This window comes from Brenneria sp. L3-3C-1, from assembly GCF_016456245.1.
Lineage (GTDB): Bacteria > Pseudomonadota > Gammaproteobacteria > Enterobacterales > Enterobacteriaceae > Brenneria.
The window spans coordinates 169,720-184,241 of the sequence record NZ_JAEMHF010000001.1 but is presented as its reverse complement, the minus strand read 5'-3'; the positions used below and the strand labels follow the sequence as shown (position 1 = coordinate 184,241).

Sequence of the window (14,522 nt, the reverse complement as noted above, 5' to 3'; positions counted from 1 at the left end):
TACTCCTAAAATATTTATTGCTCACCGGGAGCTGCTTATATACGTAATGCCTGTCCGGCAGAGATTTGAGCCAGCATCCGCTGACTAACCTGGTGCAAATCCACCACTTCGTCGACGCCCCCCATAGCGATAGCTTCACGCGGCATACCAAATACCACGCAACTCGCCTCGTTTTGTGCCAGGGTATAGGCACCGGCCTGATGAAGTTCCAACAAACCGGCAGCTCCGTCGTTTCCCATTCCCGTAAGGATAACCCCTACGGCATTTCGTCCGGCATACTGCGCGACCGAACGAAATAATACGTCAACTGATGGACGGTGACGGTTAACCGGCGGACCATCATTTAAGCGCACCTGATAATTCGCACCGCTGCGTGCCAATTCAAGATGCCGGGCTCCCGGAGCAATATACGCATGTCCTGGCAAAACACGCTCACCATCCTCAGCTTCCTTCACGGTAATCTGACATAGCTTATTCAGACGCTCAGCGAAAGATTTGGTAAATCCCGGCGGCATATGCTGCGTAATCAGCAATGCCGGGCTGGTCGGAGGCAGGGGCTGCAACACGTGGCGTATCGCCTCCGTTCCCCCTGTCGATGCGCCAATGGCGATCAATTTCTCACTGCTGAGCAATGGCGTATGTTGAATCATCGCCATCGGCTCATTGGTTTTGCTGCGCTGCGGCAATCGCGCCTTAGCGGCCATGCGGATTTTCTCAGCGATAAGTTCGCTGTACGCCAGCATGCCTTCACGAATACCTAATTGCGGTTTGGTCACAAAATCGATGGCGCCCAATTCCAAAGCGCGCAGTGTGATTTCAGAACCTTTCCCGGTCAGGGACGACACCATAACAACCGGCATCGGGCGCAGGCGCATTAATTTTTCCAGAAAATCCAATCCATCCATGCGCGGCATTTCGACATCCAGTGTTAATACCTGCGGATTGAATTTTTTAATCAAGTCGCGGGCGACCAGTGGATCCGGCGCCGTGGCAACCACTTCCATATCAGGGTGGCTGTTAATGATTTCAGTCATGATCTGACGCATAAGGGCAGAATCATCAACACACAACACTTTAATCTTGCTCATTATCTTTCCTTAGCCAGTCCATAAACAGTCTGCCCGCGCAGATAGAATTCCCGGCTGATCTGACTGAAATTCTCTGAATGACCGGCAAATAACAGCCCGCCCGGTTTAAGCAACGGAACAAATCGGCGTAAAATGCGCTCCTGTGTTTCTTTATCGAAATAAATCATAACATTACGACAAAAAATGGCATCAAACGGAGCAGGAATCGACCACTCGGGCGCCAACAGGTTTAATTGCTGGAAATGCACCATAGAGGCCAGTTCCGGGCGAACACGCACCAACCCGCTATGCGGGCCGGTGCCGCGCAAAAAGAAGCGCTGCATCTGCTGTGGAGAAAGCGAACGCAATTCCTCCTGCCGATATATGCCGGCCGTGGCTTTTTCCAGCACTTGCGTATCAATGTCGCTGGCCCACACCTGGCAGCCGCTGACGCGGTTACCCAAAACCTCGGCCAGCGTCATCGCCAGAGAATAAGGCTCTTCGCCGGTTGACGCCGCCGTGCTCCAGACGGTATAGCCATTAGGGCGCTTACGTGCGTGTTCCGCCAGTATCGGAAAGTGATGGGCTTCCCGAAAAAAAGCCGTCAGGTTGGTGGTTAGCGCATTCACAAAGGCCTGCCATTCAGCACTGTTGGGATCGGATTCCAGCAATGCCAGGTATTGGCCAAAATCAGTTATTCCAAGCAAACGCAAACGTCGCACCAGACGGTTGTAAACCATTTCTCTTTTATGATCGGCCAGCACGATGCCGGCCCGCTGATAAATTAACTGGCTGATGCGCCGGAAATGAACATCCGACAATGGCAACCGGTCTACCATCTGCGTCAGGATCGAGGCAGATTCAGGGCGATTTTGCGATGGTGAACTTTTCATATCAAACCGCTCGAATATCTAATTTTGCAATGGTGTTTTCCAATCTGAACTTTCCCTTACAGCTATAGCAGGTTTGTCTTTGTTATCATTTATCAGGTATTCATCTCTTGATGATGCGAGATTAAAAACTGACACTGTACTGGTGAGCATCCCGGCCTGTTCCGCTAGCGATCTGACCGCAGAAGATGCCTGTTCCACCAAAGCCGCATTTTGTTGGGTAACGCTATCCATCTCCGTGACAGCTTGAGCGACCTGCTCTATTCCCCGACTCTGTTCATCGGAAGCTGATGCGATTTCACCCATAATATCTGTAACCTGTGCTACAGATCGAACAATATCACTCATCGTGCTACCCGCCGATTCAACCAATTCAGAACCTTGCAGGACACGGCTGGCAGACTCATCAATCAGCCCTTTGATTTCTTTGGCCGCTTGCGCGCTGCGCTGCGCCAAACTCCGTACTTCACCCGCCACGACGGCAAAACCCCTTCCCTGTTCGCCTGCTCTGGCCGCTTCCACCGCCGCGTTTAATGCCAAAATATTGGTCTGAAAGGCAATGCCATCAATGACGCTGGTTATGTCGCTGATTTTTTGTGAGCTCAATGCGATGTGCTGCATCGTTATCACGACATTATCCGTTATTTCACCGCCCTTACGCGCCGTAACCGAGGTCTGCTGCGCCAGTTTCGCCGCCTGGTGAGCATTATCGGCGTTCTGTTTCACTATCGACGTCAATTGCTCCATGCTGGCGGCGGTTTCTTCCAGAGCCGAGGCCTGCTCTTCCGTTCGGGAAGACAAATCATCATTGCCGGCGGATATCTCCTGCACGCCATGTAACATGGCGTCAGTTCCCTGTCTGACGGAATGAACCATCCCCGCCAGCGAAGCCTGCATTGTTTGCAAGGCGCTATACATAACGCCTATTTCGTTGCGTCCAAAGTCGGCAATTTTTTCAGCAAGATTGCCGTCAGCAATGCGCTCAAAATGCTCACGCATCATGTCCAACGGCTGTAACAACGCCTTTTTCAACCAAACTAATCCGAGCAGCGTAATCAAAATCGATAGCGTGACCACAATACCGAACGACCATTTAGAGTCGGAATAAGATTGTCGACTACTCTCTCCGGCCACGTTCAAATGCCCATTTACATATTCCAGATAGGCTGAAAAGTTAACTTCAAAGTTATCCTGAAAAGACTGTGTCGGCTGATCAAGAAACGGCTGCAATTGCCCGCTGTCCAAAAACATAATCAATTCAGCGAGGGCGGCATGAAGCTTCTCATAGCTCACCCTTACGTTATCCGTCAGTTCCACGCCCTTATCGGTTATTCTGGGAACGGCAAGATACTGTTTAAAATGTCCGTCCGCCTGAGCCAAATACGCTCTGGCGCTGGTCATCAGAACCGATACCTGCTCCTGAGCAACATTGCGGGCAGCACGTGTTGCCGCCCGGTTCAATGTATTACGCGTTTGCAGCAACGCGACCCAACTCATCGTCAATGCATCCCGCTGCTGGCTTCCCACATTTACCTGCGTGAAATTCCGGTAGTCCGCCCGAAACCCGTTAAACGAGAAACTACTTGATGCCAACTGTATAACGAAAAACACCATCAACAATAAAAACAAGCTGGTGGAAATACGGATCCGCCGAAACATTCAATATCCCTTAACTTTCCTAATTAAGCCAAAAAACCTTTACGACAGATTGATATTGGTTAGGTTTAGAACGTTTCCCAATTCTCTGTCGAGTGGCCTTCTTTCGACTTTTTATCCGCATTCGTAGATGCCGCCAACAGCGCAGGTTTCTGACGACTTTCCGCTTGCGGCGCTTTATTCATGCTTGTATTCGCCTCTGAAAGGCGGAATACCGCCACAGCCTGGTTGAGAATACGAACCTGCTCTTCTAATGCGACGGCCGCAGAGGCAGACTCCTCAACCAACGCGGAGTTTTGCTGCGTTACGCTGTCCATTTCCGTGATAGCCTGGCTGACCTGATCGATCCCTTTACTTTGCTCGTCAGACGCGGAGGCAATTTCGCCCATAATGTCAGTAACCCGGGTTACCGCACTGACAATCTCCTCCATGGTTTCACCCGCACTTTCAACCAGCACAGAACCTTCATCGACACGGCTGACGGAATCTTCAATCAAACCTTTAATTTCTTTTGCAGCCTGTGCGCTGCGCTGGGCCAGACTACGAACTTCGCCGGCGACTACCGCAAAGCCACGCCCTTGTTCCCCTGCCCGCGCCGCTTCGACGGCGGCATTCAGCGCCAGAATATTGGTCTGGAAAGCGATGCCGTCAATCACACTGGTAATATCGGCAATTTTTTGCGAGCTGCCGGCAATATTGTGCATCGTTTTGACCACATTATCGACGACCTTGCCGCCTCGCTGCGCGGTCTCTGAGGCGCTTAACGCCAGTTGGCTGGCCTGACGGGCATTCTCGGCATTCTGCTTCACCGTCGAGGTCAATTGTTCCATGCTGGCGGCCGTTTCTTCCAGCGCGGCGGCCTGCTGCTCGGTACGCGAGGAGAGATCGTTGTTGCCGGCGCTAATTTCGGTCGCGCCGGTATAAATCGCATCCGTTCCCTGACGCACCGCGCTTACCGTGGTAACCAGTTCACTCTGCATATCCCGGATACTGCCCGCCAGTATCCCCATTTCATTTTTGCTGTGAAAATGGATAGCTTTCGTCAGGTCTCCCCTGGCGATATGCCGAATATGTTCAACAATATGATTTAATGGCGTAATCAATATGCGTTGGATACCCATCCAGGTAATTAACGCCAATAAAAAAACCAGCGCGATGATTGTGCCTAGTATCCACAGCGAGGAATGATAAGCGTCATCGTTTTCAGCGATACCCGACTGATGCAGCTTCTCACTATCAGCCTGATAGGCGTAATAAGCCCGTTCAAAATTGTCCTGAAATCCCTGGGTAGGTTGTTCGACAAATTTTTCAAATTCATTGCTGCTGAGGAACTGAACCAGCTCTGACAAAGCCTGATACAGCGCCGCATAATTTTCTTTCACCGCATTGGCTACCGCCGCATCCTGCTGCATGACAAGTGCCGTTTTCTCATAATTGGCAAAATGCGTACCGGCAGAATTCAACTGTGTTTTGGCCAGATTGAGTAATTCATCAAACGCAGCGCCCGCTCCCCGCCCTTCCGTGTCCAACGCCACGCGAATACCTGCCCGGTTTAGCGTATTTCTCGTTTGCAGCAAATATGACCAGGTTGCATCTAATTCTGATTTTTTCTGATTAATAATCTGAGTCGAACTAAAAATATCTTTATCATTTTTTAGCGCACTGAAAAACAGTCCGCCAGATATAAGCTGAAGTGCGCCAAATAATACCAATATAAGTATCAAACTTGTAACAACTTTCATGCGAGTGAACATATCATATCCTTTGAGTAGAGCAACTACCGGTAGTATCGGCATTGTTCTGAATATCTTTATGATTTCTTAGATCGAAGGGGCTTGAAGGAGAGGTGCGGGCCACTTGTGAGCGACCCACACAAATAAGTGATAAATCAGACTTTCATTACACTGTCGACCAGTGCCATTTCTTCACTGCTGAGAAGTTTTTCAATATCAACCAGGATCAGCATCCTTTCACCTAATGAGCCCAACCCGGTCAAATATTCAGTTGACAAGGTAACGGCAAACTCAGGCGCTGGGCGGATCTGGTCGGCAGTTAAAGAAAGCACATCAGAGACGCCATCGACGACAATCCCGACAACACGCTGTCCGAGATTCAACACGATAACGACAGTGTTGTCGTCATAATCAACTTCTTGTTGAGCAAATTTAATACGCAAATCAACAATAGGCACAATTACGCCACGCAGGTTGGTGACGCCTTTAATGAAAGTCGGCGTATTGGCGATCCGGGTTACCTGATCGTAACCACGAATTTCCTGTACCTTTAAGATATCAACACCGTATTCTTCATCGCCCAGCGTAAAAATTAAGAACTCCTGTCCTACAGTTTCACCGGCTAATTTCGCGACGTTTGCAAGTCCAGTCATGTTTTCCACCCTTTATTCAACTAGCTATTTTATTTTCAAGCAGCGGTTTCAACCACACGCTTTTCACGATTAAGCGCCTGTAACGCCGATACATCCACAATCAACGCAACACTACCGTCACCTAAAATAGTAGCGGCGGAAACACCTGGCACCTTGCGATAATTACTTTCCAGATTTTTAACGACAACCTGATGCTGTCCGATCAACTGATCCACCAGCAATGCATAACGGCGGCCCGCACTTTGCAGGATCACCACGATACCCTGAGTCGCATCGGTCTTAGCGCCATCAACATCAAAAATATGAAACAGTTCGACTAATGGCAAATACTCGCCACGTACTTGTAAAACCCGTTCGCCGCCGGCCAATGGATAGATATCTTCCGCCTGTGGCTGCAATGATTCCATAACCGCATTAAGCGGCAGGATAAAGACTTCGTTATTTACTTTGACAGACATCCCATCAAGAATAGCCAGTGTTAACGGCAGCAGAATCCGGATAGTCGTTCCTTTCCCGGCCTGGAAATGGATTTCAACGTGCCCGCCCATTTCCTGAATATTACGTTTCACCACATCCATACCCACGCCACGCCCGGAAACGTCGGTCACTTTTTCCGCAGTCGAAAAACCGGGAGCGAAGATCAGCATGCCGATTTCCTCATCAGACATGCCGTCGCTCACGGTCAGTCCTTGTGAAATCGCCTTGGCCAAAATCCTTTCCCGGTTCAGCCCGGCGCCGTCATCCACCACTTCAATGCAGATATTACCGCCTTGGTGTTCGGCGGACAGCGTCAGATTACCGACTTCAGACTTACCGGCGGCAATACGCTTCTCTGGTGATTCGATGCCGTGATCAAGACTATTGCGCACCAGGTGGGTAAGAGGATCGATAATACGTTCGATCAGACTCTTGTCTAATTCAGTGGAACTGCCAAGCAGCGTCAGCTCTACCTGCTTGTCCAACTTGGCCGCGAGATCGCGGACTAGGCGCGGGAACCGGCTGAAAACATACTCCATCGGCATCATACGAATAGACATGACCGACTCTTGTAAATCGCGGGCATTACGTTCCAGTTGCCCCATGCTATTCAGCAAGTCGCCGTGTACAACCGGGTCCAGTTCACTTGACTGCTGTGCCAACATGGATTGGGTAATGACTAATTCGCCGACCAGGTTAATGAGCTGATCAACCTTCTCTACCGCCACGCGGATACTGGTATCACCCGTTTTACTGCGGTTCTTCGCCGCATCGTGGACGACATGCGGTTTTGCAACGGCAGGTGCGGCGGCAGTTTTAGCCGCCGGCGCGGCAGGCGCGGCCTCGGCCACTGGCTCTTTGATCGCCGGTTGAGCGTCTGCAACAGCCGCTTCCGGCTGGCTGGCTGCTCCGGGATTAAAGCTGATCTGCTCAGGCTCCAACACAAAACACAGAACCGCGCTGATATCTTCTTCACTGGCGGAAGTCTCTAAAGTGACTTCCACGCTGCTATCGGTCTGGTGTGTGTCTTTCACCGTGCCCAGATTACCAAGCTCCTCCAGCATTTGGGGAATTTCCTGCGACTTGAGGCCGGTAAGCGCAATGCGTATCTCGCCCTGCCCTGCCGACGCTGGCGTTTTAGGAGCAGCGCTATTCTGCTCCGTCGCACCAGGAGCGGGAGCAGCCTGAGTCGCGGCGGCATCTGCCTGAGACTCTAAAGCCAGTTGGCGCAGAGCCTGACAGATATACTCAAAGCTCTCAGCATTGGGCTCCTGTGCGGTTTTATAAGCGTCCAACTGATCCTGCATAATATCTTTTGTTTCCAAAAACAGGTTGATGATATCGGTGCTAAGACGCATTTCACCACGTCGCGCACCATCAAGTAGATTTTCTAAAAGATGGGTTGTTTCCTGTAAAACAGTAAAGCCAAATGTTCCGGCCCCCCCTTTTATTGAGTGAGCGGCGCGGAAAATGGCATTCATTTGTTCCGTATCGGGTTCCAGGGGATCGAGCAACAATAAGTGCTGTTCCATATCCGCCAGTAATTCGTCTGCTTCATCAAAGAATGTTTGATAGAAAGCGCTCATATCCATGCTCACGTGGTCACCTCTGCTGTGAATCGCGGCTTATTATTGAGAAGGCGTCGCCTGACTGTCCGGCGCAGCAGGCAACTCAGTAGTTGGCTGTTGACGCTCCGGAGCAGGAACTCCATTAACGGGTTGCGGCGGAGTTTCACCACTTCCATCCATATTATTACTATTGTCGGCAGATGGAGCGGTAGGTTTAGGATTTTCCAACTCCATATTTTGTAAATTGTCCGCGTTATCGATATCTACTGCGTTGCGCTCCGCATTTTCGTGTTCAATATTCCTTTGCGCCTGCCTATTGAGCACCAACAGACTGATTCGACGATTGATAGCATCACTGCCGCCGCTCGCCTGCTTCAGGCCCATCGTCGCCGCCATACCGACCACCCGAAGCACTTTACCGTCAGCCAACCCTCCGATGAGAAGCTCACGACGGGAAGCATTCGCGCGATCGGCTGATAATTCCCAGTTGCTGTAGCCACGCTCGCCGCTGGCGTACTGCACATCATCGGTATGACCGGAGATACTCAATTTATTCGGAATATCATTCAGGATAGGCGCGATCGCACGCAGAATGTCACGCATATAAGGTTCCACCTGCGCACTGCCCGTTTTAAACATCGGGCGATTCTGGCTATCAATAATCTGTATACGCAGCCCTTCATCCACCATCTCGATCAACAAATGCGGACGTAAAGCGCGTAACCTTGGGTCTGCTTCAATAAGCTGATCTAATCTTTCTCGCAGCCTGTTCAAACGGATTTCGTCTAATCGCCCTTCCAGCGTATCCATTTTCACGGTCTTTTTAACCTCGCCCTCCTGCTGTGTCGGATCATCGCCACCGCCGGGGATCACGCTGGAACTCTCACTGACCTTAGAACCGGTGGTTAAGGCTATTTTTAGCGGAGTTCGGAAATATTCCGCAATCTGGGCAAGCTGCATTGGCGTAGAAATCGCAATCAGCCACATCACCAGGAACAATGCCATCATCGCCGTCATAAAGTCAGCATACGCAATTTTCCAGGAGCCGCCGTGGTGAGCGGCGTGCCCGGACTTACGTTTTTTACGAATAATGGGGTGCTGGTGTTTCATGCGTCATTTTCCGCTGCCTGCTGAGCGGGAGCTTTCACCCGACGGATATGTTCTTCCAGTTCGATAAAGGAAGGTCGTTCAGTCGAGTACAATGTCTTACGACCAAACTCTACCGCAATTTGCGGTGCATAACCGTTAAGGCTGGAAAGCAACGTAACTTTAATGCATTGTAAAACCTTTACTTTTTCAGAGTTTTTCTGGCGAAGCAACGTTGCCAATGGAGAAACGAAACCATAGGCCAGCAAAATGCCCAGGAAAGTCCCCACCATTGCGTGGGCGATCATCATTCCGAGTTCAGCGGCGGGACGATCGACATACGCCAGAGAATGAACAACTCCCATTACCGCGGCAACAATACCGAACGCCGGTAATGCATCGCCGACCATCGCCAGACTGTTGGCCGGAACATCGCTTTCATGTTCGACCGTTTCGATTTCTTCATCCATCAGCGTTTCAATTTCAAACGCGTTCATATTGCCGCTCACCATCAAGCGCAGATAGTCGGTAATAAACTCAACAATATTATTGTCTGCCAAGATGCGGGGATAGCTTGAAAAAATTTCGCTTTCTCGTGGATTATCAATATCAAACTCTAAGGAGAGCATACCCTGTTGGCGGGACTTGGCCATCAGGCGAAAAAGCAACGCCATGAGATCCATATACAACGCTTTATTGTATTTGGATCCTTTGACCAGAAGCGGCAAGGCCCTCATGGTTGCTTTTATCGCTTTGCCATTATTGCCGACGATAAAAGCCCCCAGGGCCGCACCGGCGATAATCAATACCTCAGCAGGTTGATAAAGCGCGCCCAGGGCCCCACCGACCATGAGATAACCGCCAAGTATCGAGCCCACAATCACGATATAACCCAATATAACCAGCACAAGAATTCCTTAATGTAAAAAGGTGGGCGGAAAATGAGATAAAACGCAGCGGTTTGAAGCCAGGAATTACTTGAGGAGAAATCTATCACTGTCCTCAATAACAAACAGTGATAGATTCACAAATCGCTACCAAGCTCAGACTGCGTGTTTTACCTGTTCATCCAGCAGTTGAGGTATTATATCGGCAAGATTTTGCGAAAGTTTACGTCTTTTTACCGCCCTGGAAGGGGGCTGGCATAAGCTACAGACAAAACTGTTTTTTGGCTGGTGTGCGTGAGTGATAAACATACCGTTACAGCAGTGACATGCTGAGAGTTGCAGCATCCCGCTATCAACAAATCGAACCAGCGTCCAGGCCCGCGTTAACGCCAGCAAAGGCGTGTCATTATGCGGTGAACATTGCTCTAAATATAGCCGATAGGCCTTAATGACCGCCTCGACACCGCTGCATTGCCCATTTTTCTGCAAAAAACTATAAGCGTTATAGAACATGGACGAATGAATATTCTGTTCCCAGGTCATAAACCAGTCCGTTGAAAAAGGCAGCATTCCCTTTGGCGGAGGACTTCCTCTAAGTTCTTTATATAGCTTAATCAGGCGCCCGCGGCTTAGTTGCGTTTCACTTTCCAGCATCTGCAAACGCGCACCCAGAGAAATGAGTTCCATTGCTAACTGGATGTCTTTCGCTTCCTGAACAATACTTTTCTCCGCCATTACTATGCCCTTTTCTTAGGCAGATTCTCTTCTTTCGAAGTTAACTGTTGTAATAAATGACTCGACAACAAAATACCCGTATGAATTTGCTGTAAATCATCCACACGTGATTCTTGAGTCAAGAGCTTGATGGTATTGTGATCGTTAAAACGGAAATGACATATCAGTTGGTTGGTTTCAGCCAATTTGACCATCTGCGGCAAAGTCAGCTGCATCAGCATATCCGCCATCGCTTCATCAATGCCCAAACGAAACATCGCAGAGGCTTTTTCATCATTAATTAAGCGTTGTGCCAGTAACAAATAAGACAGATTAATGTCATAAATGTGTTTGAGTAATTCAGAGGTACCCATATTTCCCATCCCGACAGGCTATGTTTAGAACATAAGTTAGGTGATAGACCATATCGCCCAGTTCAAAAATCACTCTCCATTGATGGCATAAAAAACTATCAGCGCCAAATGCAGTTACTCTTTTCAATGCAGGATAGTAAGTACTTCCGCCAACTCTCATCATGCATCCATTACGCATCGAATCCATTCGTCTTCCAGCTCTTCAAAGCCCTTCAAGGTCTCTGTTACAACCAGAGCATAGGATTAATCCTAAAACAGAGCAACTGTACCGCCTTATCCGTAGCACATACAACGCGACTGAAGAATGATTTTAGTGATTATGTGATAGCGATCACAAAAATGAAAGCACTACGCGTGATTTTTCATCTAGCAAGCGTTCTGAATTACTCATTTTTCACACAAAAATTAGCATTAAGCGTTACAAAAAAGCATCATTTATGGTGAAAAAAAACTCTTTATACGCTATCCAAATGATAAATAAGCAAAAAATAGAATTTACGACCGCACAGCGAATTGACATCGAGATAACTGCTTGTGCTTTTTACTAAAAACGTTCATTTCCTTACGAAATGAAGCAGTCTCACCCCCCTCGCTTACTCGTCACCCCGTCGCTCCTTTTGATGGTTGATGCGCGACGCCCCAGCAGAAAGTCGCAATGCATGCAGGAGCCACGTTTCCCTCCTTACGCTCATGCATTACGATTCTCTATTTCTTCATGCCCGGAAAAATAAAAAACGACAGAAACTGTTGTAATATAGAAAGCCGGCCTGACAATTTACCAATTTTGATTACTGAAAATAGATTATTCAGATAATAGAAACTAACGACAGATGTTTCGATTAGATTTATGAAAAAACAATAAACGATGCTGCTCTACCAGACGATAAAGTTAATGTAATCGCATATAATCGAAAGTCGTTTAATTTCTCCATCATGATAGATATAAAGTTTAATCGATTCGTCACCGGAAACACCTGACATAAAATTATAAACGCATTAACCTTATCGCACCCCGAATATTGAGTTCATACAAGGACTGACAAAACGGAAACCACACCCGTGTTTATATTTAATTTATTGCACTACGGCCAACCGGGAGCAGTGTAATCCCAAAGTAGCAGTTGCTTCACGTTACTAATTTCCTTTCATCAAACATTTACCAATATTTAGGATTTAACAACAATCGATTTTATTTTCGTTTAAAGAGTTAAAAACGTGACATAGATCGCACTGAACCTTATTAAGGTTTATCCAAATTTGCCGATTATCTTTTACATTAGGCATCAGGTTAACAGAGTGTCGTCAACACAGACTTTTAAACTGAAATGCCAATGCTGCGAGCCAGCAGCAGCGTAAATTATAATGACTTCTTCTGACAATGAGCGGATAGATATGACAATAAATTCAAGACCTGAGCAGCAGGGTAAAACTGGCTTGTTAAGCAATTTACGGCTAGTCCCTTTATTCGTCATTATTCTCGGGGGTATCATGCTGTTGTTTGCCTTATCGATAGGCGCGTCCAGTTATTTTTTGCAAAACAGCAACCGTTCGCTGGCAAATGTGATACACGAAAGCGATGTTCGTGCGGAAATCTCGGATAGCACCAACCATTTGCGAACTGCGCGTCTGTTGTTGATTCATGCGGCGGCGGCGGCCCGCATTGGCGATACCGCCGTCTTTAGCGAGAATTTAAAGCTGGCTATGTCGCGAATTGAACGCTCCAAACAGGCATTTGACTTTTATGAGCAGCGTGCGGAAAAAAGTGAACGCGAGGCCGCTTTTGACGTAGAACTGCGTAACGCCTATGAGGCTTATGTCAACCAGGGGATCATGCCGCTTATCGATTCAGCCAAAGAAGGATTATTCGAGGAAGTGTTATCGCATGAATCGGAAGAAACCCGCAGGTTGGATCTGGCGTATAACATCCCGCTGGCTCAGGCTCTTGACTATCGGGTGCAACGCGCTCAATCGCTTAATGAAGCCGCGCAAGAAAATGCCCTACGCGGCTATTCGCTGATGGGCGCCAGCTTCGCTATTTCCATCGCATTAACATTAGTGACGTTTTTGCTTCTCCAACGCGCATTAATTAAACCGATGAACCAGTTAGTCGGCCGCATCCAACGTATAGCACAAGGAGATCTCACCCAAAAATCTGAAAAATATGGTAAAAATGAAATCGGCCTGTTGGGGCAAAACGTGCAACAGATGCAGTTTTCGTTGGTTAACACGGTAACAACCGTACGCGAAAGCGCAGACTCAATCTATCAAGGTTCTACTGAGATCTCATCCGGCAATATCGATCTTTCCTCCCGGACAGAGCAGCAGGCTTCGGCGCTGGAGGAAACCGCCGCCAGCATGGAACAGTTGACCGCCACGGTGAAACAGAACTCTGAGAATGCGCATCACGCGAGTCAACTTGCCGCCAATGCCTCAGATAAAGCGAAAAAAGGCGGGGATATTGTCGCCAACGTCGTTAATACAATGAATAATATTTCAGGCAGTTCCAGAAAAATATCTGAAATTACCAGCGTAATTAACAGCATCGCCTTCCAGACAAACATTCTGGCATTAAATGCGGCGGTTGAAGCCGCCAGAGCCGGCGAACAAGGCAGAGGTTTTGCCGTGGTTGCCAGTGAAGTTCGCAGTCTGGCGCAGCGCAGCGCGCAAGCGGCAAAAGAGATAGAAACATTGATCTCGGAATCAGTGGATTTGGTTAATAACGGATCGGTGCTGGTTGATAACGCCGGTCAAACCATGAAAGAGATTGTTGATGCTGTAACTAACGTAACAGATATCATGGGAGAAATTGCCACCGCCTCTGATGAACAGAGTCGTGGTATCACTCAGGTCGGTCAGGCTATTTCTGAAATGGACAGCGTAACCCAGCAGAACGCGGCTTTAGTACAAGAAGCCAGCGCCGCGGCGGCTTCTCTGGAAGAGCAGGCCGCGCTGTTGACCCGTGCCGTGGCGACATTTATTCTGTCCGAGCATCAGTCAAAAACGAACACCGCCGCCCCTGCATCCCGGGCGGCCATATCAACACAATCCCCCTCCTCACTGGCATTGCCCCGGCAAAAAAACCCATCGGGTAAAGAACATTGGGAAACCTTTTAACATAGCGGGCTAACGCCCGTAGCAGGTATTGACCAGGTCAATACCTGCTATACATCACTCCCTGAAGAATGCTTAAGTTCCACAAACGTCCCGTCTTTACTCTCAACTTCATTAAAGAACCAAACGCCGGCAGGATAGTCTTCAAGCGAGACTAAATACATCGTTCCTTCCTGAAACTCTTCAACGGCCAGGATAACCCCTTCTCTCCGCTCCCTTCCATCGGTTTTAACTGTGACTAAGTCATTAACTTTCATAAAATTTCTCAAAAATCTCTCTGACCCAAAGGAACATTATCAGCATTGC

12 protein-coding genes are annotated in these 14,522 nt (G+C 48.6%); 1 reads left to right on the top strand and 11 read right to left on the bottom strand.

Translation table 11 applies throughout. From position 1 onward, the window contains the following. Nucleotides 1-35: 35 nt before the first annotated feature. From JG725_RS00805 to flhD, 10 genes are all read right to left on the bottom strand, one after another. On the bottom strand, nucleotides 36-1,088 hold the full coding sequence (locus JG725_RS00805; RefSeq protein WP_172288335.1) for a chemotaxis response regulator protein-glutamate methylesterase: 1,053 nt from the start codon (nucleotides 1,086-1,088) through the stop codon (nucleotides 36-38). Beyond that, nucleotides 1,088-1,960 carry a protein-glutamate O-methyltransferase CheR gene (gene cheR, locus JG725_RS00800; RefSeq protein ID WP_172288337.1) on the bottom strand — a complete coding sequence of 291 codons (873 nt, stop codon included), beginning with the start codon at nucleotides 1,958-1,960 and terminating at the stop codon, nucleotides 1,088-1,090. Before cheR ends, JG725_RS00805 begins: the two co-directional genes overlap by 1 nt. An 18-nt stretch (nucleotides 1,961-1,978) precedes the next feature. Further along, on the bottom strand, nucleotides 1,979-3,616 hold the full coding sequence (locus JG725_RS00795; RefSeq protein WP_199376149.1) for a methyl-accepting chemotaxis protein: 1,638 nt from the start codon (nucleotides 3,614-3,616) through the stop codon (nucleotides 1,979-1,981). Nucleotides 3,617-3,681: 65 nt separating this feature from the next. Further along, nucleotides 3,682-5,367, bottom strand: a complete 1,686-nt coding sequence (locus JG725_RS00790; RefSeq protein ID WP_199376147.1) for a methyl-accepting chemotaxis protein — start codon at nucleotides 5,365-5,367, stop codon at nucleotides 3,682-3,684. A gap of 134 nt (nucleotides 5,368-5,501) precedes the next feature. Continuing rightward, nucleotides 5,502-5,999 carry a chemotaxis protein CheW gene (gene cheW, locus JG725_RS00785; RefSeq protein WP_172288343.1) on the bottom strand — a complete coding sequence of 166 codons (498 nt, stop codon included), beginning with the start codon at nucleotides 5,997-5,999 and terminating at the stop codon, nucleotides 5,502-5,504. A gap of 35 nt (nucleotides 6,000-6,034) precedes the next feature. Then, nucleotides 6,035-8,062 carry a chemotaxis protein CheA gene (gene cheA, locus JG725_RS00780; protein ID WP_199377175.1) on the bottom strand — a complete coding sequence of 676 codons (2,028 nt, stop codon included), beginning with the start codon at nucleotides 8,060-8,062 and terminating at the stop codon, nucleotides 6,035-6,037. Between the two features lie 42 nt (nucleotides 8,063-8,104). Next, a complete protein-coding gene (gene motB, locus JG725_RS00775; protein WP_172288345.1) occupies nucleotides 8,105-9,154 on the bottom strand; it encodes a flagellar motor protein MotB in 1,050 nt (349 codons plus the stop codon). Next, on the bottom strand, nucleotides 9,151-10,038 hold the full coding sequence (motA, locus tag JG725_RS00770; protein WP_172288347.1) for a flagellar motor stator protein MotA: 888 nt from the start codon (nucleotides 10,036-10,038) through the stop codon (nucleotides 9,151-9,153). The genes motB and motA overlap by 4 nt, the downstream gene beginning before the upstream one ends. Before the next feature lie 135 nt (nucleotides 10,039-10,173). Continuing rightward, complete coding sequence (flhC, locus tag JG725_RS00765) at nucleotides 10,174-10,752, bottom strand: flagellar transcriptional regulator FlhC (protein ID WP_199376145.1); 579 nt, start codon at nucleotides 10,750-10,752, stop codon at nucleotides 10,174-10,176. Nucleotides 10,753-10,754: 2 nt separating this feature from the next. Beyond that, entirely contained in the window at nucleotides 10,755-11,105 is a 351-nt protein-coding gene (flhD, locus tag JG725_RS00760) for a flagellar transcriptional regulator FlhD (RefSeq protein ID WP_109053302.1), read from the bottom strand. Between the two features lie 1,392 nt (nucleotides 11,106-12,497). On the opposite strand from flhD, the gene JG725_RS00755 reads away from it, so the two are divergent. Further along, a complete protein-coding gene (locus JG725_RS00755) occupies nucleotides 12,498-14,219 on the top strand; it encodes a methyl-accepting chemotaxis protein (RefSeq protein WP_199376143.1) in 1,722 nt (573 codons plus the stop codon). A 47-nt stretch (nucleotides 14,220-14,266) separates the two neighbouring features. Here the strand turns inward: JG725_RS00755 and dsrB are convergent, their stop codons facing one another. Further along, nucleotides 14,267-14,473: a protein DsrB gene (gene dsrB, locus JG725_RS00750; protein WP_172288353.1), complete on the bottom strand. Its 207-nt coding sequence runs from the start codon at nucleotides 14,471-14,473 to the stop codon at nucleotides 14,267-14,269. Nucleotides 14,474-14,522: the final 49 nt, after the last annotated feature.